Raw genomic sequence first — 26,775 nt, 5'->3', positions numbered from 1 at the left:
CGATGAATTTTTCCCAATTCTTCATTTCACGGCCGATCTTCGCAGCGGTACTTTCGCTGCTGATCCTGATCGCCGGCGCCATCTCGCTGTTCCAGTTGCCGATCAGCGAATACCCGGAAGTCGTGCCACCCACCGTTGTGGTCCGCGCCAACTTCCCGGGTGCCAACCCAAAAGTTATCGGTGAAACCGTGGCCGCTCCCCTGGAGCAAGCCATTACCGGCGTCGAGAACATGCTGTACATGTCCTCGCAGTCCACCGCTGACGGCAAGATCACCCTGACCATCACCTTTGCACTGGGCACTGACCTGGACAACGCACAGGTACAGGTCCAGAACCGTGTGACCCGGACCGAGCCGAAACTTCCAGAAGAAGTGACGCGCATCGGTATCACCGTCGACAAGGCTTCGCCCGACCTGACCATGGTTGTGCACTTGACCTCGCCGGACAAACGCTACGACATGCTCTACCTGTCCAATTACGCCTTGCTCAACATCAAGGATGAGCTCGCGCGTCTGGGCGGTGTCGGTGATGTGCAGCTGTTCGGTATGGGCGACTACTCGCTGCGGGTCTGGCTTGATCCGAACAAAACCGCTTCGCGCAATCTGACCGCGACCGACGTAGTGACCGCGATCCGTGAACAGAACCGCCAGGTCGCTGCCGGTGCACTGGGTGCGCCGCCTGCACCGAATGCCACTGCGTTCCAGCTGTCGGTCAACACTCAGGGCCGTCTGGTTTCTGAAGAAGAGTTCGAGAACATCATCATTCGCTCCGGCGACAACGGTGAAATCACGCGCCTGAAAGACATCGCTCGCATTGAGTTGGGTTCCAGCCAGTACGCGTTGCGTTCGTTGCTGAACAACCAGCCGGCAGTGGCGATCCCGATCTTCCAGCGCCCTGGCTCCAACGCGATTCAGATCTCCAACGACGTTCGGGAGAAAATGGCCGAGCTGAAGAAGAACTTCCCGGAAGGCATGGACTTCAGCATCGTCTATGACCCGACGATCTTCGTGCGCGGCTCCATCGAGGCGGTGGTTCACACCCTCTTCGAAGCACTGATCCTCGTTGTTCTGGTGGTGATCCTGTTCCTGCAAACCTGGCGCGCCTCGATCATTCCTTTGGTGGCGGTGCCGGTTTCGCTGATCGGTACGTTTGCCGTGATGCACCTGTTCGGCTTCTCGTTGAACGCCTTGTCACTGTTCGGATTGGTATTGGCCATCGGTATCGTGGTGGACGACGCCATCGTGGTGGTGGAGAACGTCGAGCGAAACATCGAGCTGGGACTGACTCCGGTCGAAGCCACCAAACGGGCCATGCGTGAAGTGACCGGCCCGATCATCGCGACCGCGCTGGTGTTGTGTGCCGTGTTTATCCCGGCGGCGTTCATCTCTGGCTTGACCGGTCAGTTCTACAAGCAGTTCGCCTTGACCATTGCGATCTCGACGGTGATCTCGGCGTTCAACTCGCTGACCCTGTCGCCTGCACTGGCTGCTGTGTTGCTCAAAAGCCATGACGCACCGAAAGACCGTTTCTCCAGGGTCCTCGACAAGATCTTCGGTGGCTGGCTGTTCCGTCCGTTCAACCGTTTCTTTGACAAGGCCAGCCATGGTTATGTCGGCACTGTAGGCCGGGTTATCCGCAGCAGCGGTATTGCCCTGCTGGTGTACGCAGGCCTGATGGTGTTGACCTTCTTCGGTTTCTCCAGCACCCCGACCGGTTTCGTACCCGGCCAGGACAAGCAATACCTGGTCGCCTTCGCGCAACTGCCGGACGCTTCGAGCCTGGACCGTACTGAAGACGTGATCAAACGCATGTCTGAACTCGCGCTGAAACAGCCGGGTGTGGACAGTGCAGTGGCGTTCCCGGGTCTGTCGATCAACGGTTTCACCAACAGCCCTAACTCCGGCATCGTGTTTGTGACCCTGAAACCGTTCGACGAGCGCAAAGACCCGAGCATGTCCGCTGGCGCGATTGCCGGTGCTTTGAATGGCCAGTTCGCCGGGATTCAAGAAGCCTACATGGCGATCTTCCCGCCGCCGCCGGTACAAGGCCTGGGCACCATCGGTGGTTTCCGCCTGCAGATCGAAGACCGGGGCAACCTGGGTTACGACGAGCTGTACAAAGAAACCATGAACATCATCACCAAGAGCCACAACGTGCCGGAACTGGCCGCCCTGTTCACCAGCTACACCGTGAACGTGCCGCAGGTCGATGCCGCCATAGACCGGGAAAAAGCCAAGACCCACGGCGTGGCCGTCAGCGACATCTTCGACACCCTGCAGATCTACCTGGGTTCGTTGTATGCCAACGACTTCAACCGCTTTGGCCGTACTTATCAGGTCAACGTTCAGGCTGAACAGCAGTTCCGTCTCGAACCGGACCAGATCGGCCAGTTGAAAGTGCGTAACAACAAAGGCGAGATGATCCCGCTGGCGACCTTCATCAAGGTCAGCGATACCTCGGGGCCAGACCGCGTGATGCACTACAACGGCTTCATCACTGCTGAAATCAACGGTGCGGCAGCCCCTGGCTACAGCTCCGGCCAGGCCGAAAAAGCCATCGAGAAACTGCTCAAGGAAGAACTTCCTAACGGCATGACCTACGAGTGGACCGACCTGACCTACCAGCAGATTCTGTCCGGTAACACCGCATTGTTCGTGTTCCCGCTCTGCGTATTGCTGGCGTTCCTGGTGCTCGCGGCTCAATACGAAAGCTGGAGCCTGCCACTGGCGGTGATCCTGATCGTACCGATGACCCTGCTGTCGGCCATCACCGGTGTGATTGCTTCGGGAGGCGACAACAACATCTTCACCCAGATCGGATTGATCGTACTGGTGGGACTTGCGTGTAAGAACGCGATTCTGATCGTCGAGTTTGCCAAGGATAAACAGCAGGACGAAGGCCTCAGCCCGCTCGCCGCGGTACTGGAAGCCTGCCGTCTGCGTCTGCGGCCGATCCTGATGACCTCCTTCGCGTTCATCATGGGTGTTGTGCCTCTGGTGTTCTCCAGCGGTGCCGGTGCTGAAATGCGTCACGCCATGGGTGTGGCGGTGTTCTCCGGGATGCTCGGGGTGACCTTCTTCGGTCTGTTGCTGACGCCAGTGTTCTACGTGTTGATTCGTAACTTTGTGGAGCGCGGTGAAAAGCGCAAAGCGGCCAAGGCCCTGAAACTGGAGGCGCAACAATGAGCCTGAAAGCCTTCCTGCCGAGCCTTCTGGTACTGGCCCTGAGTGCCTGTGCCGTCGGCCCGGACTACAAGACCCCAGCCACTGAGCCGGCGAACATCACCACTGCTACCGATGGTGCTGCCGGCCAGAAGAATTTCGACCGCACGCGTTTCGAAGGCATCTGGTGGCAGCAGTTCGAAGACCCGACCCTCAACCAGTTGGTGACTCAATCGCTGCAAGGCAACCGTGATTTGCGCGTCGCCTTTGCTCGCTGGAAAGCGGCCCGGGCGATTCGCGATGACGTCAGCAATGACGCCATGCCAACCATCACCAGCCGGGTCAGCAGTGACCTGGCCAAGGGTCAGATCCCGGGCCAGACCACCCAACGGGTCAACAGCGAACGCTACGACCTGGGCTTGGACATGGCCTGGGAACTGGACTTGTTTGGCCGTATCCAGCGCAACCTGGAATCCAGCGACGCCGAACAGCAAGCGGCCGAAGCCGATCTGTACCAGCTGCAAGTCACCATGATTGCCGAACTGGTGGACGCCTACGGTCAACTGCGCGGTGCACAACTGCGTGAAAAGATTGCCCTGGCCAATCTGAACAACCAGCAGGAATCACGCAAGATCACCGAAAGCCTGCGTGATGCCGGCGTCGGCGATCAACTGGACGTGGAGCGTGCCGATGCACGCCTCGCCTCGGTCGAAGCCAGCGTGCCGCAGTTGCAGGCCGAACAGGTTCGGCAGAAAAACCGTATCGCCACCCTGCTAGGTGAGCGCCCGGACAAGCTGACCGTCGACTTGAGTCCAAAAGACTTGCCGGCGATTGCCAAGGCGTTGCCGATCGGTGATCCAGGTGAATTGCTGCAACGTCGTCCGGACATCCTCAGCGCCGAGCGCAAACTGGCTTCGGCCACTGCCCGTATCGGCGTGGCCAAGGCTGATTTGTTCCCTCGGGTCAGCCTCAGCGGCTTCCTGGGCTTCACCGCCGGGCGGGGTTCGCAAATCGGTTCCGCGGCGGCCAATGCCTGGGCGCTCGGCCCAAGCATTACCTGGGCAGCGTTTGACCTGGGCAGCGTGCGGGCCCGCCTGCGCGGCGCCGATGCCGATGCCGAAGGCGCACTGGCGACCTACGAGCAGCAAGTGCTGCTGGCGCTGGAAGAATCGGAGAACGCGTTCAGCGATTACGGCAAACGTCAGCAACGGTTGATCTCGCTGATCCGTCAAAGCGAAGCAAGCCGTGCCGCCGCAGACCTCGCCGAAATTCGCTACCGCGAAGGCACCGTGGACTTCCTCGTCCTGCTGGACGCCCAACGTGAGCGCCTGGCAGCCGAAGATACCCAGGCCTTGGCCGAAACCGATCTGTATCGCGGCATTGTCGCGATTTACAAAGCCCTCGGCGGTGGCTGGCAACCCGAGACGGTCGCCAGCAAGTAAATTTTTAAAGAGCTCCTTTGGTTGGCCGCAACCGACCCATTTTTTAGCCCTGCGCCTCATTCGGTCGCGGGGCTTTTTTTTGCCTGCACAATTCTGAATGCACCACCGTCCCCCTGTGGGAGTGAGCCGGCTCCGGGCGGCGTTCCGACGATAGCGGTGGGTCAGTCACCATCATCGTTGAATGTGCATCCGTCATCGCGAGCAGGCTCGCTCCCACAGGGGATTAGAGCTGATGTTGAGATTTGTGGTTTCCATGACGGTTACGGTGGCCGTCGTCCCCGCCCGCAGCTTATTTTTGCCTGCATAGTCGGCATTGAACTGAGTCAGCGTTTGACTCACACGCCCACCTGACCGAAGCTGACAGCTTTGCAAAAGCCGCCAGCCTCCGGATTCCTGCATGCCCCAGTCCCGCCGCTACTTGCTCATCAGCCTCTGTGTCCTGTTCGCCTTCGCTCTTGCCTGGTTTTTCCTGCGCAGCACGACACCCGTGGTGCCGGAAGCCATCAAGCGCGGTTACAGCGAAGCGCTGACTCAGGCGCGCGCCGGGCAACCGGGGGCCGCACGAGTTCTGTACCAACAGTTGGGTCGCCCTGACCTGTCGCCCAAACGTCGTGTCTGGCTGCACGCCGAACTGCCTAATTACCCCAGCCCACAAGCGTTGAAACTGGCGGCTGCCGACCTGCAAAACCCCTCGGCCGACGTGCGCATTGCAGCGATCAAAAGCATTGGCGGACTGGTGCCAAGTGGGCAGCGCAGTCTGCTGATCGGGCCGTTGCTGGATGACAGCGAACAAAGCGTCCGGTTTGCCGCGATCAACGCGCTGTTGGGCTTGTCGCCGGATGACCTGGGCTTGTATTTCGGGCCGTTGGAGCAAGCCATCGATGCCTGGGAACAGGTCCTGAAGAGCCAGCCGGAAAGCGCCGAAACCCAATACCAACTGGCCCGCCTGCACCTGCACAACAGCGAACTGAAAGAGGCACAGCAGGCGCTGGAACGCTCGTTGCGGCTGGACTCGGGCAATCTGCCGGCGCTGGTCATGCAGATTGAAGTCCTGGATAAGCAAGGCCAAAGCGACGCAGCAAGGCAATTGCTGGCGAAACAGTTGAAGGCTCAACCCGACTCGGCCTACCTGCAACATGCCTTGGGGCTCTGGTTGCTGCATCACGGGCAAAGTGAGTTCGCCCTGCTCGGTCTGTCCAAAGCGGTCGAGATTGAACCGAACAACAAGGATTACCGCTATGACCTGGCGACTACCCTGCATGGCGAGCAAGAACTGGAAGCAGCGCAAAAGCAGCTGCAGGAGATCGTTCAGCGCCATCCCGCCGACCGCAAGGCGCGGGTGCTGTTGATCAATTACTGGAAGGAAAGCGGACAACTGCAGAACGTGCAGATCCTTCTGGCGCAGCTGGAACAGCTCAATCCCGATGATCCGGCGTTGCAGCAAGGCTTGTAACGGCACCCTCCCTCACGCCAACAAAAAGGTTGAACCGTCGCCACGGCCAAGGGTCAAGTGATCAGGCAGTCCATTCAGGCACTTCAGGCCTGCTGCCTCGCTTCCCCTAGTCATGAGAGGGTTTTTTTTGTCTACATCAAACGAGTTGTTCAGTGCAAAAGCCGCCACCGGCATCGAAGGTCTGGACGACATCCTGGCCGGTGGATTGTCTCGCGGCCATGTGTTTTTGCTGGAGGGTGAACCCGGAACCGGCAAAACCACCATCGCATTGCATTTTCTGTTGGCCGGCGCTCGTGCCGGCGAGCGCTCGTTGTACATCACGCTTTCAGAAACCGAGCGCGAACTGCGCCAAGGGGCGTTGTCCCACGGTTGGGAGCTGGATGAACACATCCACATCTTCGAGTTGACCCCGCCAGAAAGCCTGCTCAATGCCGACCATCAGCAGAGCCTCCTGTATTCCTCGGACCTTGAGCTGGGTGAAGCGACCAAACAGATTTTCGAAGTGGTCGAACGGGTCAAGCCGACCCGGGTGGTCCTCGACAGCCTTTCCGAAATCCGATTGCTGGCCCAGAGCTCCCTGCGTTATCGCCGGCAGATCCTGGCGATCAAGCACTACTTCGTGCGCTACGACGCCACCGTCCTGTTGCTGGACGACCTGACCACCGAATCCCTCGACAAGACCGTCCACAGTGTGGCGCACGGGGTGGTTCGACTTGAAGAACTGACGCCCAACTATGGCGCCGAACGCCGGCGGGTCCGCGTCGTGAAATACCGCGGTCAGAAGTACCGTGGCGGTTTTCATGACTTCACCATCATGGGCGACGGCGTTCACGTGTTCCCTCGTCTGGTCGCGGCTGAACACCGCGGCGGTTACACGCGCCGGCAGTTAACCAGCGGCATCGACGAATTGGACGCCCTGCTCGGCGGCGGCATCGAGACCGGTTCCAGCACGCTGATTCTCGGCCCGGCCGGTACCGGCAAGTCGCTGATCTCGATGATCTTCGCTGCGGCCGCCGTCGCCCGGGGTGAGAAAGCCGCGCTGTTTATCTTCGACGAAGAGCTGGGGCTGCTGTTTGAACGCATGAAAAACATGGGCATCGACCTGCAAGCGCTGCAAGACACCGGCAACCTGCTGATCGAGCAAGTCGACGCTGCCGAGTTGTCCCCCGGGGAGTTCTCACACCGGGTTCGTCGGTGTGTCGATGAGCGTGAGATAAAAACAGTGGTGATCGACAGCATCAACGGCTATCAAGCCGCGATGCCCGAGGAAAACGCGCTGGTGCTGCACATGCACGAGTTGCTGCTGTACCTCAACCGCCGAGGTGCCGCGACGTTCATGACGGTGGCCCAACACGGGCTGGTCGGGGACATGCAGGCACCAGTCGACATTACTTATCTGGCTGACACGGTGATTCTTTTGCGTTACTTCGAAGCCTTGGGACAGGTTCGCCGGGCCATTTCAATTATCAAGAAACGCACCGGCAGCCACGAATCGACTATTCGCGAATATCGCATTGGCAGCACGGGCATGACGATTGGTGAGCCTTTGGACGCGTTCCAGGGTGTATTGCGCGGCGTGCCGACGTATCTGGGCGCGAGCCAGCCACTCCTCAAGGATGATGTCCGGTGAGGGTTGTCGAGGCGATGTCCGAGCGCGCGATCATTCTCGCGCCGCTGGGACGCGACAGCCAGATTGCGCTGATGATGCTCAATGAGGCGGGATTCGAAGGACTGGTCACACGGGATCTGGGCACGCTGTGCAGCGAACTCGCGCAAGGTGCCGGCCTGCTAGTGATTTCTTCAGAAGCCCTGCTGGGATGTGATCTCGAACCGCTGCTGGGTTTGATCGAGCAACAACCGGCCTGGTCAGACCTGCCGATCGTACTGATGACCCACCACGGCGGTCCGGAACAGAACCCCGCGTCACGTCTCGGCCCGCAATTGGGCAACGTGACGTTCCTCGAGCGCCCGTTTCATCCGGTGACGTTGATCAGCCTGGTTACCACTGCGTTGCGCGGGCGACGACGGCAGTATGAAGCCAGGGACCGGTTGATTGATCTGAGCCAAAGCGAACTGCGTCTGCAAAACACGCTGGAAACCCTCGAACAACAGGTCGAGGAACGTACCGCGCAATTACGTCACAACGAAGAAGCGCTCAGGCAGTCGCAGAAGATGGAAGCGGTCGGCCAACTCACCGGCGGCATCGCGCACGACTTCAACAACATGTTGACCGGCATCATCGGCAGTCTGGAGTTGCTGCGCCGACGCCTGGCCCGGGGTCGCACCGATGACCTGGACAGCCTGATCGATCTGGGGGTGACCTCCGCCAATCGCGCGGCTGGCCTGACTCATCGTCTGCTCGCGTTTTCCCGGCGCCAGTCGCTGGATTCCAAACCCGTGGAAATGAACACCCTGGTGGTGTCCATGGGTGAACTCTTGCAGCGCAGCATCAACGAAAGCATTCACCTGGACATGCAGTTGAGCGAGGACCTGTGGGTGGCCGAGGCCGACCCCAATCAGCTCGAAAGCGCCCTGCTCAACCTGGTGCTGAACGCCCGTGACGCCATGCCTGAGGGCGGAAAACTGGTGGTCAACACCTCTAACCAGCATCTGGATCGCGGCTTCACGCAGGTCCACAGCAATCTGCAACCGGGTGATTATGTTGTACTGAAAGTGACCGACACCGGCTGCGGCATGCCAGAGGGCACCATCAGCAGGGCTTTTGATCCGTTCTTCACGACCAAGCCGATCGGCCAGGGCACGGGTTTGGGCTTGTCGATGATTTACGGTTTCAGCAAGCAGTCCCACGGCCACGTGACCATCGAGAGTGAAGTGGGTAACGGCACGACGGTGAGTCTTTATCTGCCGCGCTACAACGGTGATCTGATCGAAGACACACTGGTCGATATCGCACACGCGCCTTACGCCCAGAACGGTGAAACCGTGCTGATCGTCGAGGACGATCCGGCGGTGCGCGTGCTGGTCAGTGCAGTATTGAGTGAGTTGGGCTATGCCTTCGTCGAAGCGGGCGATGCCGATAGCGCAGTGCCGATTCTCGACTCCGGCCAGCGTATCGATCTGTTGATCAGCGATGTGGGATTGCCCGGAATGAATGGCCGGCAACTGGCAGAAATCGGCCGGCAATACCGACCTGATCTCAAGGTGTTGTTCATCACCGGTTATGCCGAACACGCGGCGGTGCGCGGCGGTTTCCTCGACCCTGGCATGCAGATGATCACCAAGCCGTTCACCTTCGACCTGTTGACGGCCAAAGTGCGGGAGATGATCCGAATCTGAAAGCCCCCACAACAGGGGGCTTCGGCGCCTTTTACGACAGCATTTCCTGCATGATCTCTTGCAACACATCCAGATCGAACGGTTTGCCGAGGATCGGCGCCTTGCGCGTGATCGGGCTGTCGGTCTCGCGGATTTCCTGCGGATAACCGCTGATAAAAATCACTTTGAGCTCCGGTCGCAGTTTCACGGCTGGCTCGGCGATCTGCACGCCGGAAATCCCGCCGGGCAGGCGAAAGTCAGTGATCATCATGTCCAGGTGCGGCTTGCTCGCCAGAATCTCAAAGGCCTGCTCGCCGTTTTCGGCCTGCAGCACCCGGTAACCCTCACCCGACAAGTAAGCGGACAATACCATCAGTATCGAGGGGTCATCCTCGACGATGAGTACTACATCTTGTGCATCTTCACTCATGGGAAGCCTTTGTTCGGTCAATAGCTGCTGATACGACCATGGGGTCGATCAGAGGTTGCGTTTATCGGGCTGTTTTCCTACAGCGGCAGACAAACGCGAAATAAGGCGCCCTCGTTGATCTTGCTCTCGACGGCGATGGAGCCACCATGGGCGGCGACGATCTGTTCGGAAATAAACAGTCCGAGCCCCAGCCCCGCGACCACGGTTTTGGCTGACACTCGCTCGAACTGTTGAAAAATACGCTTCTGGTTTTCTTCACTGATACCGATCCCGCGATCCTGCACTTCGACCCGCGCCTGACCCTCGTGACAGTAGACCCTCACATCGATCCGGCTCTTGCCACCATAACGCAAGGCGTTGGTCAGCAGATTTGAAATAACCTGCTCGATACGAAATTCGTCCCAGTTGCCGACCACTGGCTGTTCAGCTGTAAACGCAACGGAACACTCGGCGGCATCGACCTGCGGCGCGAAGTTTTGCAACAAATTGCTGACCAATTGCACGAGGTCGAATCGGGTCGTGCGGATCGACAGCTTGCCGGTGCGGATGCGTGAAACATCCAGCATGTCTTCAATGAGACGGATCAGGCTTTTGATCTGCCGCTCGTCACGGTCGACCATGGCGTGCATCTTGTCGAGGGTGAACGCTGACGCGTTGTCCCGGGCCAGGTGCATCTTGCGCAACTGGGTTTCGAGGATCAGGCCATTGAGCGGCGTACGGACTTCGTGGGCGACAATCGACATGAAGTCATCACGCATGCGCACCGCTTGCTCCAGCTCATTCTGGGTGGTCTGCAATTGCTTGAGCAGCGCTTCCTGTTCGCGGCGAGCCTGTTCCAGTTCTTCGACCTGCTGCTTCATCGCCTTGCTTTGGCGGTACAAGTCGACAAACACGTTGACCTTGCTCTTGACCGCATGAATATCCAGCGGTTTGTGCAGGAAGTCCACGGCACCGCTTTCGTAGCCCTTGAACGCGTAGTTCAGCTCGCGGCCGGCGGCACTGACAAACACAATGGGGATGTTCTTGGTTTTTTCCGTGCCGCGCATTAACTCGGCCAGTTCAAAGCCGTTCATGCCAGGCATCTGTACGTCGAGAATGGCCATGGCGAATTCATGTTGCAGCAGCAACGACAAGGCTTCGTCGGCGGACAAGGCTTTATAGACCATGCGGTCTTCACGCTTGATCAATGCCTCAAGCGCCAGCAGGTTCTCGGGCAGATCGTCGACAATCAGCAGTTTGGCTTGGATGTTACTCAGCATGCTATTCGTTCCAGCTCGACAAGCAGACGGCCGATGCCGCGTATGGGGAGAATGTGGTCCGGGTGATGCAAAGCTAACGCTGCCCGAGGCATGGCTGCGACCTGGGCTTCGTCCGGGTCCTGGACGATGGTCAGGCCCCCGTAACGTTTTACCTGAGCCAGACCGCTGGCACCGTCGCGGTTCGCGCCGGTCAGTAGCACGGCCGCCAGGTGCTTGCCGTAGGCATCGGCAGCCGACTCGAACAGGAAATCGATGGCGGGCCGCGAATAATGCACGCGGTCCTCCAGGCTCAGGGAAAAGGAGCGGTCCTGCTCCACCGACAAGTGATAGCCGGGCGTGGCGAAATACAGCGTTCCCGCTTCGACGTGCGTTTTGTCATGGGCCTCCTGAACTCGCATGGCCACGCGCCGGGCAAACACTTCGACCAGGTGGCTACGACGTTCGTCAGGCAGGTGCAGCACCACGATGATCGGCAGCGCGAATCCTTTGCGCAGCGGACTGAGAATATCCAGTAACGCCTCCACGCCACCGGCCGAGGCACCGATCACGATAGCCTCCACAGTAGGCAAATCCGCTGCGTTTTTCATGATTTACGGTAGATCCGTTCTTGTTTGACCAAGGGCACAAACTGGTTGCCGAAGGCCGAAAAATCGGGGGTTTCCTTACTGCCCAGCACCAGGAATCCACGATGGCAAAGGGATTCATGGAACAATCCGAACGCCCGGTCCTGAAGCTTTTTATTAAAGTAGATCAAAACATTACGACACGAAATTAATTGGGTTTCTGAGAACACGCTGTCGGTCGCCAGACTGTGATCGGCGAAGGTCACGTTCTCACACAAGGTCTTGTCGAAAATCGCGTAGCCATACGCTGCCGTGTAGTAATCGGCGAACGAACGCTGGCCACCTGCCTGCTGGTAGTTATGAGTGTAGGCGCGGACGTTCTCCATGGAGAAAATCCCCTGCTTGGCCTTCTCCAGCGAACGCGGATTGATGTCGGTGGCGTAAATAATGGTGCGATCGAGCAAGCCTTCTTCGCGCAGCAGAATCGCCATCGAATAGACTTCTTCACCCGTGCTGCAACCGGCAATCCAGATCTTGATCGACGGATACGTCTTGAGCAGTGGCACCACTTCCTTGCGGATCGCCAGGAAATGCGAAGGGTCGCGAAACATCTCGCTGACCGGAATCGTCAGCAATTGCAGCAGTTGCATGAACGCGGTCGGATCGTGCAGCACCTTCTCTTGCAGGGCCGAAATGGTGTTGCACTCAAATTGCACCAACGCATGCTTGACCCGGCGCTTGATCGAAGCGCCAGAGTAGTCGCGAAAGTCGTAGCTGTACTTGAGGTAGATCGCCTCGATCAACAACCGCAATTCGATTTCGCTGTTTCGCTCCACTGAATTAATGCGTTCCACTAAATGCGTTCCATCTTCGGTAACCACACGCGAATCAGCGAGAACAGGCGATCCAGGTCGATGGGCTTGGCCAGGTAGTCGTTGGAGCCGGCTTGCAGGCAGCGCTCCTGATCGTCCTTCATGGCCTTGGCCGTGACTGCAATGATCGGCAGCTTGCGCCAGCGCGGGTCCTTGCGGATCTCGATGGTGGCTTCGAAACCATCCATCTCCGGCATCATCACGTCCATCAACACCAGATCGATGTCCTCGACTTCATTCAGTTTTTCAATCGCTTCACGGCCGTTCCGGCCGATGACCACGACTGCTCCCTTTTGCTCCAGCGCACTGGTCAGGGCGAAGATGTTGCGCACATCGTCGTCCACCAGCAGCACCTTGCGACCCTCGAAGACCTTGTCGCGGCTGCGCGCGGTCTTGAGCATCCGTTGGCGTTCATGGGACAACCTGGATTCGACTTTGTGCAGAAAGAGTGTGACCTCATCCAGCAGACGCTCAGGTGAGCGAGCGCCCTTGATGATGATCGAGCGTGAATACTTGCGCAGTTCGGTCTCCTCGTCCCGGGTCAGGTTGCGTCCGGTGTAGACGATGACCGGCGGGAACGAGCAGATATCTTCGGTCGACATGCGCTTGAGCAGATCATTACCAAGCATGTCCGGCAACTTCAGGTCGATGATCATGCAGTCGAAAATGGTCGTGCGCAGCAGGTCGAGCGCTTCCTGGGCGAAGCCGACGGCGGTGATCTCGATATCTTCGTCGCCGATCAGGCGAGCAATACTGTCGCGCTGCAAATCATCGTCTTCCACCAGCAGCACCCGCTTGACCTTCTGGGTCAGCTTGGCTTCGAGGCGGGCGAACACGTCCTTGAGTTCTTCGCGCGTGGTCGGCTTTACCGCATAACCGATGGCGCCCATGTGCATGGCTGCCTCGACCCGGTCTTCGACGGAAATCACGTGAACCGGAATATGGCGGGTTTCGGCATGTTCCTTCAGACGCTGCAACACGGTCAGCCCGGAATGATCCGGCAGGCGCATGTCCAGCAGAATGGCGTCTGGAATGAACTCTCTGGCCAAGTCGTAACCTTCGTCCGCACCATGGGCGACCAGGCACTGGTAACCCAGTTCGTGCGCCAGGTCGAAGAGGATGTGTGCAAAGTTCGGTTCATCTTCCACCACCAGAATGCAACGGGTGGTGAATGGCGCCTTGCCGCGGTCATCGTCGAAACGCGGGATATCGACTTCGGCAATCAACGGTACCAGCACGGGCGCTGCCGCTCTCGGCGCCATGGCGACCGGCGTGGCCTGCATCGGTGCAATCGGCACGTCGTTCGGTTCAACGTATTGCTGTGGCAGCACCAGAGTGAACACGCTGCCCTGCCCCGGTTCGCTGGTGACGCTGATCGAACCTCCCAGCAACGCGGCCAGGTCCCGGGAAATCGACAAGCCCAGGCCCGTGCCGCCATAACGGCGATTGGTGGTGCCGTCGGCCTGGCGGAAGGCTTCGAAAATGCTTTCCTGCTGGTGGGCGGCGATGCCGATCCCGGAATCGCGGACGATAAAGGCGATGCCATCGTTTGGCTGGGACGCCACCGTCAGGCTGACCGTGCCTTTTTCGGTAAATTTCACCGCGTTCGACAGCAGGTTCTTGATGACTTGCTCCAGACGCTGGCGGTCGGTGAACAGCATCATCGGCGAACCGGGCTGCAGCTCGACCTCGAACTTCAACTTCTTGTCAGCGGCCATTGGTTCAAACATCCCGCGCAGCCCATCCACCAGACGCGCAACGCTGGTGTTTTCAGGACGCATCTCCAGTTTGCCGGCCTCGACCTTGGAAATATCGAGAATGTCGTTGATCAGATTGAGCAAGTCGTTGCCGGCGGAATAGATCGACTCGGCGAACTTCACCTGTTCGGCGCTGAGGTTTTCCTGAGGGTTTTCTGCCAGCAACTTGGCCAGGATCAACGAACTGTTCAACGGCGTGCGCAGTTCGTGGGACATGTTGGCAAGGAATTCGGACTTGTACTTGCTCGAACGCTGCAATTCTTCGGCGCGCTCTTCAAGCTGAACCTGGGCTTGATTGAGTTCGGTGTTCTTCAGGTCCATCGCATCGCGCTGGTCGGCGAGGATCTGCGCCTGATCGGCAAGTTGCTCGTTGGTCTGCTCCAGCTCGACTTGCTGGGTTTCCAGGTGAGCCTGTGACTCTTTGAGAATCCGCGACTGTTCTTCGAGTTCTTCGTTGGCGGTCTTGAGTTCTTCTTGCTGAACTTGCAGCTCTTCGTTGAGTTGCTGGGTTTCGGCCAGTACTTCCTGCAAACGTTGACGATAACGAGCGGCCTCGATCGACGTACCGATGTTGCCGGCAATCAATTCAAGTAACTCGATGTCGCGGTCGTCCAGCGGGCGCAGGAAGCCCAGTTCGATCACACCGTTGACTCGGTCATCGTCGCTGGTCGGCACCACGAGCACGCTATGCGGCAGGCCTTCGCCCAGGCCGGAACTGACTTTGAAGTAGTCACTTGGCACGTTATCGAGACGGATCAGGCGAGCCTGTTGCGCTACCTGCCCGACAATCCCTTCATCGCTGTAAATCTGCTGGTCGCGCTCTTCCTGCTCGCGAGAAAAACCGTATGACGCCACACGCTTGAGGCCGCCATGTTCTTCACGCACATAAATAGCGGCGACGGCCGAGCCCAGATATTGCGCGCAGAACTGCAGGATGTTGCGCCCCAACAGATTGAGGGAGAGTTGCCCCAACACCTGTTCGGCCAGTTCGGTCTGGCCATTGCGCAGCCACGCTTGCTGTTCCAGACGCGAGGCGCTGGCCTGTTGCGCAGCGAGGTTGGCGCTGTAATTTTGCGAAAGGTTGAGCAAATCACGACGGCCGATATAGGCCAGCAAACCGCTGATACCGAGAATGAACAACAGGTAAAGGGTGATGCTCCAGATCGTGGTGCGGCGCACGTCCTCGTTGCGCGTCGTGCGCAACTGCTGCTCCATGTCAATCACTTCGTCGAATTGCTTGCGGATCTCATCGGTGAGCCGCTTGCCGCGCCCGGCTTTGACCGCACTGCGATAGTCGCCGCTGGCGCGTTGCAAATCGATCATTGATTGCGCGTAGTTGGCCCACTCCTGCTGCAAGGCCTGAAGCCTGTGCAGACGGTCGGTTTGAACCGGGTTGTCGGCGGTGAGTTCGAGCAAGGTATTGAGCGCGACCGCGATTCTCGGCTTGGCCGTTTCATAGGGGTCGAGGAAATGCTCATCGCCGCTGAGCAGAAACCCCCGCATCCCGGTTTCCAGATCAACGGTCAACTTCGCCGCTTCATTGGCGTTATTGATCACCCGGTCGGTGTGTTCGACCCACTGGATCACCGACAGCAGGTAGGTGATCAGCGCGACAAAGAACACCGCACTGAGCACACCGACACCCAACGGCAGGCTGATGTTGCGGCTCAGGAGTTTACGGAATCGTTGCTCATCAACCGAAGACGCAGGGGTCATGGGAAGGCCTTGTCGAACTGTTCAAAACCAAGGAGTTTGCCCCAAAACTGGCACATTGATCCAATTTTCTGAGGTGGATCCGGGCAAATCCCTGCGTTTAGCTGCTCTCGGTCAAAGGAGCGGTTATCCTGCCGCCTCTTGTACAGCTATTCTTTTTTGCACAGCGTTGGGAACTTGTCGGGATCTGCCACTTACTCATGCTGGAGCCCGGCGATTTCGATCGACCGGCGACCCTGAATTTCACTTGAGAGCCCTCTTATGTCCTCCGACCCGTCCATCATTCTGGTAGTAGAAGACGATGCCATTGTGCGCATGCTGATCGTCGACGTATTGGAGGAGCTGGAGTTCAAGGTCCTTGAGGCCGATGGCAGCGAGCAGGCGCTCGAATTTCTCAACGATGAAGACCAGTACATCGATTTGATGATGACCGATGTGGGTTTGCCAGTGATGGACGGCCGTGAACTGGCGACACAGGCCCGGATGCTGCGCCCTGAGTTGCCGATTCTGTTTGCCAGTGGCTATGCCGAAAGTATTGATGTACCTGAAGGCATGCAGGTGATCGGCAAGCCGTTTTCCATTGATCAGTTGCGGGACAAGGTCAAAGGCATGCTCGCCTGATAGTTCATTAACCTCTCCCACCTTAGAAGTTATTACTCTCTCAAATAGTTTGCCGTGCCACCGGCAAACTATATCGGGCCATTACTTACTTCGACGCACTCCACCTTTGCTCATCCAACGCGCCTTGCCACCTTTTTGAAACAAGCCATCACACTACTGATCTTGCTACTTAATCTAAATCAAAAGAGGATTGCCGCCGACTATCGACCCCTGCCAAAGAACGGACTTATTTATGGCCAGCATCAGAACTTCACACACGTCAGCACCTGACCAACTGACAACAGTCAATCGCAGTGAAAAAGAGGATATCAACCGTGCATTGGAGATTCTTATTCATGGTGCAGAAGATCATCAGGAAGTTGATCTTTCAAGCTTGCAAATCCCTCACTCCAGGGGTTCTTCGTTCGATGACATCTACGATCCTGGAAGAGCATTACTGGAAAAGCTGGTGCTCACCCCCGACTTTTCAAAGCTCAGTGAAACCCTCGCAATATTTGACAAGGCGTCTTGCCTTCGAGTGAGCGCACAGGGCGACCTGCATGTACGTCGACACACCCCGTGGACAAGTCTGAATGACAAACTTCAATACTTTCCCGACCTCGAAGAATCGTTGTCATTGATCGCTGAAATCGCGGCGCTGGCAGGCGGTTATATTTACTTTAATGACCATGTCAGCGTCGAGCAGTGGCTGACTTTTCATCAGTTCGACATCCCGAAAACTGTCAACGAAACAAAAAACCTTATTGGTTTCTTACACATCGACTTGCCCGACTCACCGCCGGTGGGTAACTACTGGTACGCACTCTCCGGTTCCGAAAACTCTCCGTTTTCGCTGAGTATCGAGGAACGTGAGCACGTGTTGGCGCTCACCCGACAAGTGTTCAAGCATCCTCATGAAATACTGGAAGAGCTCGCCCGACCTGTGATTGCCGGGAAACCGATTGAAGAGGTTGAAGCGGGAGCCGGTTACTTGCTGGACCAGATTCTGGAGACCGAACGTGCGATCGAATGGGCACGCGAATATTCTGCCGTTGTTGGATGGTATGGCAGCCTGGAAGGACAACCTGCGTGTAAAGAACACCTTCAGTCGTTGCTATTGGCCGCGATCATCCTTGGATTCGACCCATCTGCCGGCCAGGTACGAAATCAGATTGCGGGCTACGACCTTTATCAACCTGGCAATGTTGATCGGAGTCCACTCGAAGTACGCGCAGACCTTGAGGACCACCTCCACCGTTTGAACAAAGGCGCGGGTCTTGCGACACCATTGGCATCATTGATTTTACTCGCGGGGATCGCGCCCGAATTCACCGTCAGGGACCTCCCCGAATCCTTGCGCCTGGGCACCCCGGCCTGGGTAACACTGAGTCAGGCAGTAGCGCTGGCCGAACTCAATGCCCCTGGATCATCGCGCATAATGAATTACGCTCAATTGCTCGACTTCGCCGCACTTGAGCCTGTAACAAAAGAACTGTCTCTGCTGCAAAGCGTTGTGACCATAAACCCGGTTATCAATTGGGCGGCTATTAACGGCGTCGTTTCGCCTGATGCTGATGGCAATTACGATGAGCGCGTCTTGCAGGATGCGACCTTCGCCTTCAAACAATATATCCATGACTTCGACAACGTGATCAGTGCGCTGAGCAGTCCTCTACCCTCCCGGGAGACGCTCGCGCGAACTCAATTGCAGAAAGAGCTTGCGGGGTGCGACTTCCTTGACAAAAAAATCTTTGTTCAGGAAGGCAAAGGATTTTATGGCAGCCGAGGATCTTCGTTAAAGATGTCCATGGTCGACTTGCACATGTCTGATGATCTGGCACCAGGTGAGTGGGATCGCAGAGGAACGAGTGTCTATACGTCGTTCCCGCAGGTGACAACCTTGTATCCAGTGAGCGAGCTGTTTGAGCCAGCCTTCAATGCATACTACGAAAAACTGGAAGCCGCGATTGTCGCAACGATCAAGCTGGCATTGTCGCAGTTACCTCAACAAGATCGAATTGCACTTCAAGCGGGCGAAGTCAGCTTCTATACCATTCGAAAACCGGTAGCGATCCTGCACAACATGTCGGGCAGTTCAGTCGGCCTGGTGGGCGCCAATACCCAACCTGGGCAACTTAAAGAAACACAGATCGACAAAGACGCCGCCACCTGTCGATACGGAATTGTGCTGTGTGCGACATACCAGGGGCGACTCAGCTGTTATGAAGTATTCACGCTGCGTGGCGAATGTCGAAAAAACCCGGGGCTCGGACGCATTCTTGTTAACTCAGGCAAAATCAATTCGCTTTCAAGAGTGGACTTCAAGGGGAGCATGACTGACCCGACTCCAGCGATCAGCCCACTTTCACTGCCCATTGATTTCAACGCTTACAACCAAGGTGTTGAACCCATTACCGATATTTCCAGTCACGCGGTGATTGAGAAACTCGGCGTGTTGCCTGCCACGTTGCCACTTGCGCCCACGACCAGCGGCCCCTACCAGAGTTTTTGCAGTGAGCCATTCAAGGCGATCGCTTCCTTCATCTTCAAACACCGCCCCATGGCCAGTTACGAAGAGCTGTATCGCAACGCCGAAGGTAGAACGGCGCTGGAGCTTGAACGCGAGAAGGCGGAACGCATTGGCACGTTCATCATCGACCTGGTTGTTCCATTCAAAAGGTGCATTGAAGACCTTTCATCAGATGACAAAACGCGCCAGGCCGAAGGAGCCGTCGGGTGCATCATTGATGGGCTCGCCCTTCTCGGAACGGTGGTCGGTGTTGCCGGAAAGTTTGCAAGCGCTGCCGCGAAAACGGCTTCACTGACCTCAAGAACTGCGCACTTGGCCAGAATCGGTGCAGGCGTTACGTTCTCCATTTTCAATCCGCTGGACGGAACGCCTCAGTTACTGTTTGGCGGTGCCCGTCTGCTTAAAAAAGGTTTCTTGAAACTAAGCTCACAAGCAGCGGCTGCGTTGGAGAGCGCGACGTTTCAACTGCATCGACTGACTGGCAGCGCGCAATCCTACGACCTCCTCAAGGCGGTAAATCGCAAAGATGTCGTATTTGGTACATGGCGACCGCTGGGGGACGCTGGCGAGCCGGTCTCGATATGGGCAATCCGCGACGAGAAACAGTGGTTCGGTCTCAATCTGCGCACTGGCGAACCATGGGGACCGGCCCTGAAGAACTTCCGGATCACCAAAGACCCTATACGAGTGCCTGGTTGGCATAGGGTCATGCCTAAAAGTTACGCTCGTTCGGTGATCAAAGAAGGTTTACCGCTCGCCAGCAAAAAAGTAGACGATGCCATCCACGTATTGAATGACCCCACGCTGATTCAGGAATCGAATGCGGTTCTTAACCTTCTGCTTGCGAATGACTCTTCCGCAGCCCGAAGTACTTACCGCGACTACCTGATTGCAGTAAGAGAGGATCTCTCAAATATCAAACCTGGCAACTTCATAATCGATAGCAGTAAAGAAAGCGAGACAATAGCCGAGCTACATTGGGGGCTCTACAACGATTGGAAGACCGGCAACAAAGCGCAAAATGCCAATAACGAATTCATCCGGGTCTACAGCAACAACTTCAACGAAGCTTATCGCAAGGATCATTTCAACCCGGGCATCACTGCCGATACTTTCGTTCATGAAATTTTCCACGGCACGCCGAAGACCAAAGATTTCGCCTACGCCGGACACAGCGGAATATTTCAACGTGGTTCTCAGCAATTGGACGTAAGTCCACTCCTGAATCTCGCCAACGGTAAAATATCCATGGGCCTACCGAGCTTTCCAAATGCCAACTACAACAGCGGCACGGCGTTCAAAAATGCCGACTCGTTTGCATTGACGACATCGTTGCTCAGCCAATTAAAGACCAACAAGCAAGCCTATCAGCAGAATATAGCGATCATGAAAGCGGCACTAAAAAATGCCAACCATGAATACATCAGCGGGCAGACACTGGTAAAAATCAACATTCTCTGAGCTTCAGACGTACCGAGTGACTGAAACCGGGCGCATGCGACCACTACGGTACTGTGGTTTAATTGCGCCCTTTTTTGCCCCCTCGCTTGCTGCAAAGGATCACTGTTCATGACTCAGCCGCCCGCCACCAAAGTCCTGGTCATCGGTTACGTCTGGCCCGAGCCTCGTTCTTCGGCGGCCAGTGGGCACGTCATGCAGATCCTCGATACGTTCTTGCAACAAGGCTGGGACATCACCTTCAGCAGCCCGGCCGGCACCGGTGAACATCGAGCTGACCTGACGGCACTGGGCATCCGCGAAGTGCCTATCGAGTTGAACAACAGCAGTTTCGACGCGTTCATCAGTGAATTGGCGCCGGATATCGTGCTGTTCGACCAGTTCATGATGGAAGAGCAGTTCGGCTGGCGTGTCGAAAAACACTGTCCTGAGGCGTTGCGTGTCCTTGAAACCTCGGATTTGCAAAGCCTGCGCCAGGCGCGACATCAACGACTCAAAGACCGCTTGAAGGCCAGCGACGATAACAATGATTTCAACGAACTCTTCGCGCCGGCGTTGCGCGAAGAGTTCGAATTGATGGCCGATACCGATCTGGCGAAACGAGAGATTGCGGCACTGTATCGATGCGATCTGAACCTGATGATCTCGGAAGTGGAAATCGAGTTGCTGGTCGAGCAATTCAAAATGCCGCGCAACTTGTTGCATTGGTGTCCGCTGATGGTGGAAACGCCGAGTGTGCCAGCCCCGGCCTTCGAAGATCGGGCGCATTTTCTCAGCATCGGCAACTTTCGACACGCACCGAACTGGGATGCGGTGCTCTGGATGAAGACCGCGATCTGGCCGTTGATCCGCGCACAACTGCCCAGCGCTCAGCTGCACATCTACGGCGCCTACACGCCACCCAAGGCCACTGCACTGCATAATCCGGCCCAGGGGTTTCATGTCATGAACTGGGCGGAAGATGCCTTGCAAGTGATGTCGGCGGCGCGCGTGTGCCTGGCGCCGCTAAGGTTCGGTGCCGGGATCAAAGGCAAGATCATCGATGCAATGATTTGCGGCACGCCGAATGTCACCACACCGATAGGCGCTGAGGCCATGCACGGCGACGAGCCGTGGCCGGGATCAGTCACCCGATCAGCCCAGGCGTTCGCTGATTGCGCCGTGCAACTCCATACGGACAAAACGCTGTGGTTGAAGGCGCAGACATTCGGGTTGCAATTGTTGACGAATCGTTATCAGCAAAACACTCACGGTCCGGCGTTGATTGCCCGACTCGAGGACTGCCGACAACGACTGTCCTCTATTCGCCGAGATAATTTCACCGGCAGCATGTTGCGACATCATCAGCACAAGAGCACTCAGTACATGTCGCAATGGATTGAAGCGAAGAATCGCCACAGAGAAGACGCCTGACACTGAAAAAGATACGTCTTGCATCAACCCTTAGTTTGTTTTTTATGGACGCATACTTATAAATAGGCGCTGGATTGCTTAACGTTGCGCGTGAGCGATTACCACACTAACTATTTATTTGAATTGCAAGGATGCCTCATGCCTGTCGCCCTTATAAACGACCTGGAATATCCCCTGTACGAAAACGCGGATATCACACTTAACAACTGGATGAGTAACACGCCCGCGCTGGATTCTTTATCGTTCGCGGAACTTACCCTGCCCGGCACTCACAATGCAGGCGTCGACAAAAAAGCCTCTTACGTTGCACCTGGCGTGAGCCACTGGGCAGCCTGTCAAAACAACTCATTCTATTTCCAGTTGACCAATGGCGCTCGCGCACTTGATTTAAGGTTGGAGTATGAAATCAAAAGTAACGGCGTCGCTGTGTTCTGGTTTCAACACAATGGTTTCCGGTCCTCTCGTTCATTGGAGAATGTCATCACGAGCGTTATCCGTTTTCTTCAGGAAAACCCTGACGAATTCATCCTGCTCGATTTTCATGAGCTGAAGTCGGACAGCATTCCTTTCAATTTCAAGGAATTCAGCAGGCTCCTGTTGACGCACCTGGGTGACCGGATGATCCCTTCAGGCAATGCGCATCTGACTCTGGGACAACTGAAGCAGGCCAGTGACGTTCAACGAGTACTGGTGGCCACTGGCAGCCATCCGGACCTGGACTGGCGCTGGTTCTGTCGGCAAATTGAACACAAATGGAGCGGTATCGCGACCACCAGCGTCAGCGAACTGCATGCCCATATCACACAGGTGATGAAGTACCCGCCTGGTGGTCTGCCATGGTCACTGTCCGCCACCAGCTACCATGCAGTGGGAGGGCCGGTGAACATCGCGGAGCACCTCGATCAATGGTTTGATCCTGCTGTTAACGATTGGGTACTAGATAGCAGCATTATCAATATTGACTTTTTGGACGCCTCGACGTTGGTGCGCCATTGCCGGAACGCCAATATCATCAAGGCGAACGCCAAGCACCGCTAATACCTCAATCAAAGTGCAACTGTCGTCGCGCCATTAATTCGCTACATATATAAAAATATTTCCGCTGCTGGCATTGTCTTGGTGCCCTTCTATGCTTTGCCATACACATCAATTAACTCGCCTCATGGATGGGGCGAAGGTAACCGACGGGAATAAGCATGACACAAGCTATAGAAGGGAATCTCGACAAACAAAAATGGATGAGTAATGTCCTCGACATCGATCGTATAAAACTGACCGATGTCGTCTGGCCTGGCGCCCATAACGCCGGCATGGATAAACAAGCACCTAATTATGAGGTGGTCATCGGCAACTGGACGACGTGTCAAAACGGCTCATTTGCCTGGCAACTGTCCAACGGCGCACGGGCCTTTGATATCCGCTTGGGCTACAGGGAGGGTGCTGACCAGTCGATCTTCTATTTTCATCACAATGGACACCAGTCCCATCGCGTCCTCGATGAACTGATCACGGCCGTTTTAGCGTTCCTTGACCGTAATCCGGATGAATTCATTGTGCTGGATTTCCACCAGCTCGAAGACGGGTCCAAGCCCTTTGATTATCAAAAACTAAATGATCTTCTGGTGAGTCGACTCGGACAGCGGGTCATACCGCCCGACAACGACACAAAAACCATCGGCGAACTCAAGCGGATCAGCACTCGTCGCAGGGTGGTGTTGTCGGCGCTTGCACATCGGGATCTGGATGAGGATTACTTCTGGCCGCGCATTACACACAAGTGGAGCAGCAGGCGGTTTACCGACACCGAGGATCTCAAGACCCATATTTCCACCACTCTGGAAAACCCGCCTTTCGGAACATTTCTATGGTCGTTATCGGCCACCAGCTACGCGTTTCTGGGAGGGCCTCAAGACATCAAAAACCAGATCAATGACTGGTTCAATCCCACCCGGGACTGGGTGACGCGCTGCTGCATCATCAGTACCGACTTTTTTGATGAGTCAGAGATCGTACGTTACTGCTGGACGGCCACCAGCATGAAAGCCGTTTACGGTCATGCCTTGCATCATCGGGAACCGGCATAACGCCTGTAGCGTTGCAAGCTGGCATTACAGGTCTGGAAAGAGGCATGATCAGGGTGCAATGACAATAAAAAGCGCCCTGACATGACCCGAACCGCCAGAGTCACCGATCCTTCCTACGAACTGATGGACGACCACAACGGGTTGTCGATCATCTATCGCCAGCATGGATTCCCCTGCCCTTTGGTACGCTGGCATTTCCACAAGGAATACGAACTGCACCTGATCGTCGCCAGTTCCGGCAAGGTGTTCATCGGCGACTACATTGGCAACTTTTACCCGGAATCACTGTTCCTGACTGGCCCCAATCTGCCCCACAACTGGATCAGCCAGGTGGCCGAAGACGAGGTAGTGCCCAAACGCGACATGCTGGTCAATTTCACCGATGAGTTGTTCGAGAGCGGTCATCAGGTGTTCGCGGAACTCAAAACCCTGGCGCCCCTGCTGGAGCGCGCGCAGTACGGCATCGAATTTCGTTGCAAGCGCACCATCCGCCAGGCCATGACCTTGATGCAACGCATCGCCGATACCAAAGGCATCACGCGGCTGGGGCACTTTTTTATTCTGCTGGAACTGCTCGCGGCTTCTGACGATTTTCAATTGCTGTCGGGGGCCACCACGCCGCAATTGGCGGATGAACACAACATCGATCGCACCAACCGGGCGGTGGATTACATTTTTGCGCATTACGCCCGCGAGCTGCCGCTCGAAGAAGTCGCCGAGCATTTGGGTATGAAGCCGACTTATTTCAGCCGGGTGTTCAAACAGGCCACCGGGCGCTGCTTCATCGAGTTCGTCAATCGCCTGCGTATCAGCAAATCCTGCGAGCTGCTGGCCGATGGCGACAAAACGGTGACCGATGTGTGTTTCGAATCGGGCTTCAACAATATTTCCAACTTCAATCGGCGTTTTCAGCAGCTCAAGGGCATGACGCCTTCGCATTACCGGCGGCTGGCGGTGCAACGGTTGACTGAGCAGAACCTGAGTTGATCGTCTTGGTAATGGGGTGATCTTTAGTACGCCTTCGCGGGCAAGCCTCGCTCCTACAGGTTTTACGTATATCCCTGTAGGAGCGAGCGGTGCGGCGATCCGACTTGCCCGCGAAGAGGCCCGTAAACCTGTACAAACTCGATGACCATTCACCTCCGCGAAGCCTGTCCTGGCAGTTCCCTCCTTTAATCCCAGTGCAAAATAGTATCGATTCAAGTGCGACGGATGATTTGTCTGATCCTCAATTGAAGGCTGTAATCAGTGCACATTCTTCCTTGCCTTCGGAAGACACAAAAACAATAACTGTCCTTCTGTCCCCACCGGGTGCAGAAAAGGAGTGCACGATGCAACCTTCTGTAAAAGCTCTGCTTGCCCTCACCTGCATGACCCTCAGCAGCGTCAGCCTCGGCGCTCAGACCCTGACCATTGCCACCGTCAACAACAGCGACATGATCCGCATGCAAAAGCTCTCGAAAACCTTCGAAGCCGAACACCCGGACATCAAGCTCAATTGGGTGGTACTGGAAGAAAACGTCCTGCGCCAACGCCTGACCACCGACATCGCCACTCAGGGCGGGCAGTTCGATGTGCTGACCATTGGCATGTACGAAGCCGCACTCTGGGGGGGCAAGGGCTGGCTGGAGCCGATGAAGGACTTGCCGGCCACCTACGCCCTCGACGATGTCTTCCCTTCGGTGCGTGAAGGCCTTTCGGTCAAGGGCTCGCTGTACGCCCTGCCGTTTTACGCGGAAAGCTCCATCACTTATTACCGCACCGACCTGTTCAAGGACGCCGGGCTGACCATGCCTGAGCACCCGACCTGGACGCAGATCGGCGAATTCGCCAGCAAACTCACCAATAAAGACAAAGAACAGTACGGCATCTGCCTGCGTGGCAAGGCCGGCTGGGGTGAGAACATCGCGCTGATCACCACCGTCGCCAATGCCTACGGCGCACGCTGGTTTGATGAGAAGTGGCAACCGGAATTCACCGGCCCCGAGTGGAAAAACGCTCTGAACTTCTACGTCGACACGATGAAGAAGTCCGGCCCTCCGGGTGCTTCCAGCAACGGTTTCAACGAAAACCTGGCGCTGTTCAACAGCGGCAAGTGCGCGATCTGGGTGGATGCCAGCGTCGCCGGCTCTTTCGTCACCGACAAGACTCAAAGCAAGGTCAGCGAGCACGTCGGCTTCACCTACGCCCCCCACGAGACCACCGACAAAGGTTCGGCCTGGCTCTACTCCTGGGCGCTGGCGATCCCGACCAGTTCCAAGGCCAAGGACGCGGCCAAAACCTTCAGCGCGTGGGCCACGTCCAAGGAATACGGCGCGCTGGTCGCCGAAAAAGACGGCATCGCCAACGTGCCGCCCGGCACTCGGGCCTCGACTTACAGCGAGGCGTACATGAGCGCCGCGCCGTTTGCCAAGGTCACGCTGGAATCGCTGAAAGCGGCAGACCCGAGCAAGCCGACCCTCAAACCGGTGCCCTACATCGGCATTCAGTTAGTGACCATTCCTGAATTCCAGGCGGTGGGGACCCAGGTCGGTAAATTGTTCTCGGCGGCGCTGATCGGCCAGACCACGGTCGACCAGGCCCTGACGGCCGCCCAGCAAACCACCGAACGTGAGATGAAGCGCGCCGGTTATCCCAAGTAACCCCACCTCTAGGAGCGAGGCTTGCCCGCGATAGCGGTGTTCCAGCCGCTGAAGATGTATCGGATGTACCGGCCTCTTCGCGGGCAAGCCTCGCTCCTACAGGTTTGACGCAATCCATGTGG

The 26,775-nt window shown here is 56.8% G+C and carries 17 protein-coding genes; 12 read left to right on the top strand and 5 right to left on the bottom strand.

What is annotated here, in order from left to right; genetic code table 11:
- Window positions 1-2: 2 nt before the first annotated feature.
- From ACYZTY_RS13045 to ACYZTY_RS13025, 5 genes are all read left to right on the top strand, one after another.
- Window positions 3-3,185, top strand: coding sequence for an efflux RND transporter permease subunit (locus ACYZTY_RS13045; RefSeq protein ID WP_461958827.1), 3,183 nt, complete (start codon window positions 3-5; stop codon window positions 3,183-3,185).
- A complete protein-coding gene (locus ACYZTY_RS13040) occupies window positions 3,182-4,603 on the top strand; it encodes an efflux transporter outer membrane subunit (RefSeq protein WP_461958826.1) in 1,422 nt (473 codons plus the stop codon). The genes ACYZTY_RS13045 and ACYZTY_RS13040 overlap by 4 nt, the downstream gene beginning before the upstream one ends.
- A gap of 397 nt (window positions 4,604-5,000) precedes the next feature.
- Complete coding sequence (locus ACYZTY_RS13035; protein WP_461958825.1) at window positions 5,001-6,056, top strand: tetratricopeptide repeat protein; 1,056 nt, start codon at window positions 5,001-5,003, stop codon at window positions 6,054-6,056.
- A 127-nt stretch (window positions 6,057-6,183) separates the two neighbouring features.
- Window positions 6,184-7,686 carry an ATPase domain-containing protein gene (locus tag ACYZTY_RS13030; protein ID WP_461958824.1) on the top strand — a complete coding sequence of 501 codons (1,503 nt, stop codon included), beginning with the start codon at window positions 6,184-6,186 and terminating at the stop codon, window positions 7,684-7,686.
- Between the two features lie 14 nt (window positions 7,687-7,700).
- Window positions 7,701-9,353, top strand: a complete 1,653-nt coding sequence (locus tag ACYZTY_RS13025; protein WP_461959311.1) for an ATP-binding protein — start codon at window positions 7,701-7,703, stop codon at window positions 9,351-9,353.
- Between the two features lie 31 nt (window positions 9,354-9,384).
- Here ACYZTY_RS13025 and ACYZTY_RS13020 read toward each other — a convergent pair whose 3' ends face one another.
- The 5 genes from ACYZTY_RS13020 to ACYZTY_RS13000 all read right to left on the bottom strand — a co-directional run bounded on the left by ACYZTY_RS13020 (window position 9,385) and on the right by ACYZTY_RS13000 (window position 15,929).
- Entirely contained in the window at window positions 9,385-9,762 is a 378-nt protein-coding gene (locus ACYZTY_RS13020) for a response regulator (RefSeq protein WP_131058583.1), read from the bottom strand.
- 77 nt (window positions 9,763-9,839) lie between these two features.
- Entirely contained in the window at window positions 9,840-11,021 is a 1,182-nt protein-coding gene (locus ACYZTY_RS13015) for a hybrid sensor histidine kinase/response regulator (protein WP_461958823.1), read from the bottom strand.
- Window positions 11,015-11,608 (bottom strand): chemotaxis protein CheB, encoded by a 594-nt coding sequence (locus ACYZTY_RS13010; protein ID WP_461958822.1) that lies wholly within the window; start codon window positions 11,606-11,608, stop codon window positions 11,015-11,017. The genes ACYZTY_RS13015 and ACYZTY_RS13010 overlap by 7 nt, the downstream gene beginning before the upstream one ends.
- Window positions 11,605-12,438 (bottom strand): CheR family methyltransferase, encoded by an 834-nt coding sequence (locus ACYZTY_RS13005; protein WP_461958821.1) that lies wholly within the window; start codon window positions 12,436-12,438, stop codon window positions 11,605-11,607. Before ACYZTY_RS13005 ends, ACYZTY_RS13010 begins: the two co-directional genes overlap by 4 nt.
- Window positions 12,438-15,929: a response regulator gene (locus ACYZTY_RS13000; RefSeq protein WP_461958820.1), complete on the bottom strand. Its 3,492-nt coding sequence runs from the start codon at window positions 15,927-15,929 to the stop codon at window positions 12,438-12,440. The genes ACYZTY_RS13005 and ACYZTY_RS13000 overlap by 1 nt, the downstream gene beginning before the upstream one ends.
- A 258-nt stretch (window positions 15,930-16,187) precedes the next feature.
- Here ACYZTY_RS13000 and ACYZTY_RS12995 point away from each other — a divergent pair, with 258 nt between their 5' ends.
- The 7 genes from ACYZTY_RS12995 to ACYZTY_RS12965 all read left to right on the top strand — a co-directional run bounded on the left by ACYZTY_RS12995 (window position 16,188) and on the right by ACYZTY_RS12965 (window position 26,653).
- Window positions 16,188-16,547 carry a response regulator gene (locus tag ACYZTY_RS12995; RefSeq protein WP_461958819.1) on the top strand — a complete coding sequence of 120 codons (360 nt, stop codon included), beginning with the start codon at window positions 16,188-16,190 and terminating at the stop codon, window positions 16,545-16,547.
- Between the two features lie 232 nt (window positions 16,548-16,779).
- On the top strand, window positions 16,780-20,517 hold the full coding sequence (locus ACYZTY_RS12990; protein WP_461958818.1) for a hypothetical protein: 3,738 nt from the start codon (window positions 16,780-16,782) through the stop codon (window positions 20,515-20,517).
- A 108-nt stretch (window positions 20,518-20,625) separates the two neighbouring features.
- Window positions 20,626-21,927, top strand: coding sequence for a glycosyltransferase (locus ACYZTY_RS12985; RefSeq protein ID WP_461958817.1), 1,302 nt, complete (start codon window positions 20,626-20,628; stop codon window positions 21,925-21,927).
- 138 nt (window positions 21,928-22,065) lie between these two features.
- Window positions 22,066-22,965, top strand: coding sequence for a phospholipase (locus ACYZTY_RS12980; protein ID WP_461958816.1), 900 nt, complete (start codon window positions 22,066-22,068; stop codon window positions 22,963-22,965).
- A gap of 158 nt (window positions 22,966-23,123) precedes the next feature.
- Window positions 23,124-24,011: a phospholipase gene (locus tag ACYZTY_RS12975; RefSeq protein WP_461958815.1), complete on the top strand. Its 888-nt coding sequence runs from the start codon at window positions 23,124-23,126 to the stop codon at window positions 24,009-24,011.
- An 81-nt stretch (window positions 24,012-24,092) separates the two neighbouring features.
- Window positions 24,093-24,998 (top strand): helix-turn-helix domain-containing protein, encoded by a 906-nt coding sequence (locus ACYZTY_RS12970; RefSeq protein WP_461958814.1) that lies wholly within the window; start codon window positions 24,093-24,095, stop codon window positions 24,996-24,998.
- 344 nt (window positions 24,999-25,342) lie between these two features.
- On the top strand, window positions 25,343-26,653 hold the full coding sequence (locus ACYZTY_RS12965) for an ABC transporter substrate-binding protein (RefSeq protein WP_461958813.1): 1,311 nt from the start codon (window positions 25,343-25,345) through the stop codon (window positions 26,651-26,653).
- Window positions 26,654-26,775: the final 122 nt, after the last annotated feature.

The organism is Pseudomonas sp. LB1P83, from assembly GCF_054897885.1.
The sequence above is the reverse complement of the archived record's forward strand: the minus strand, read 5'-3'. Positions and strand labels throughout refer to the sequence as shown.

Coding starts and splice junctions, on each gene's coding strand:
- ACYZTY_RS12990 (WP_461958818.1), top strand. CDS start 16,780: ATGGCCAGCATCAGAACTTCACACACGTCAGCACCTGACCAACTGACA.
- ACYZTY_RS12965 (WP_461958813.1), top strand. CDS start 25,343: ATGCAACCTTCTGTAAAAGCTCTGCTTGCCCTCACCTGCATGACCCTC.
- ACYZTY_RS12985 (WP_461958817.1), top strand. CDS start 20,626: ATGACTCAGCCGCCCGCCACCAAAGTCCTGGTCATCGGTTACGTCTGG.
- ACYZTY_RS13000 (WP_461958820.1), bottom strand. CDS start 15,929: ATGACCCCTGCGTCTTCGGTTGATGAGCAACGATTCCGTAAACTCCTG.
- ACYZTY_RS12980 (WP_461958816.1), top strand. CDS start 22,066: ATGCCTGTCGCCCTTATAAACGACCTGGAATATCCCCTGTACGAAAAC.
- ACYZTY_RS12995 (WP_461958819.1), top strand. CDS start 16,188: ATGTCCTCCGACCCGTCCATCATTCTGGTAGTAGAAGACGATGCCATT.
- ACYZTY_RS13010 (WP_461958822.1), bottom strand. CDS start 11,608: ATGAAAAACGCAGCGGATTTGCCTACTGTGGAGGCTATCGTGATCGGT.
- ACYZTY_RS12970 (WP_461958814.1), top strand. CDS start 24,093: ATGACCCGAACCGCCAGAGTCACCGATCCTTCCTACGAACTGATGGAC.
- ACYZTY_RS13020 (WP_131058583.1), bottom strand. CDS start 9,762: ATGAGTGAAGATGCACAAGATGTAGTACTCATCGTCGAGGATGACCCC.
- ACYZTY_RS13045 (WP_461958827.1), top strand. CDS start 3: ATGAATTTTTCCCAATTCTTCATTTCACGGCCGATCTTCGCAGCGGTA.
- ACYZTY_RS13040 (WP_461958826.1), top strand. CDS start 3,182: ATGAGCCTGAAAGCCTTCCTGCCGAGCCTTCTGGTACTGGCCCTGAGT.
- ACYZTY_RS13035 (WP_461958825.1), top strand. CDS start 5,001: ATGCCCCAGTCCCGCCGCTACTTGCTCATCAGCCTCTGTGTCCTGTTC.
- ACYZTY_RS12975 (WP_461958815.1), top strand. CDS start 23,124: ATGACACAAGCTATAGAAGGGAATCTCGACAAACAAAAATGGATGAGT.
- ACYZTY_RS13015 (WP_461958823.1), bottom strand. CDS start 11,021: ATGCTGAGTAACATCCAAGCCAAACTGCTGATTGTCGACGATCTGCCC.
- ACYZTY_RS13025 (WP_461959311.1), top strand. CDS start 7,701: ATGTCCGAGCGCGCGATCATTCTCGCGCCGCTGGGACGCGACAGCCAG.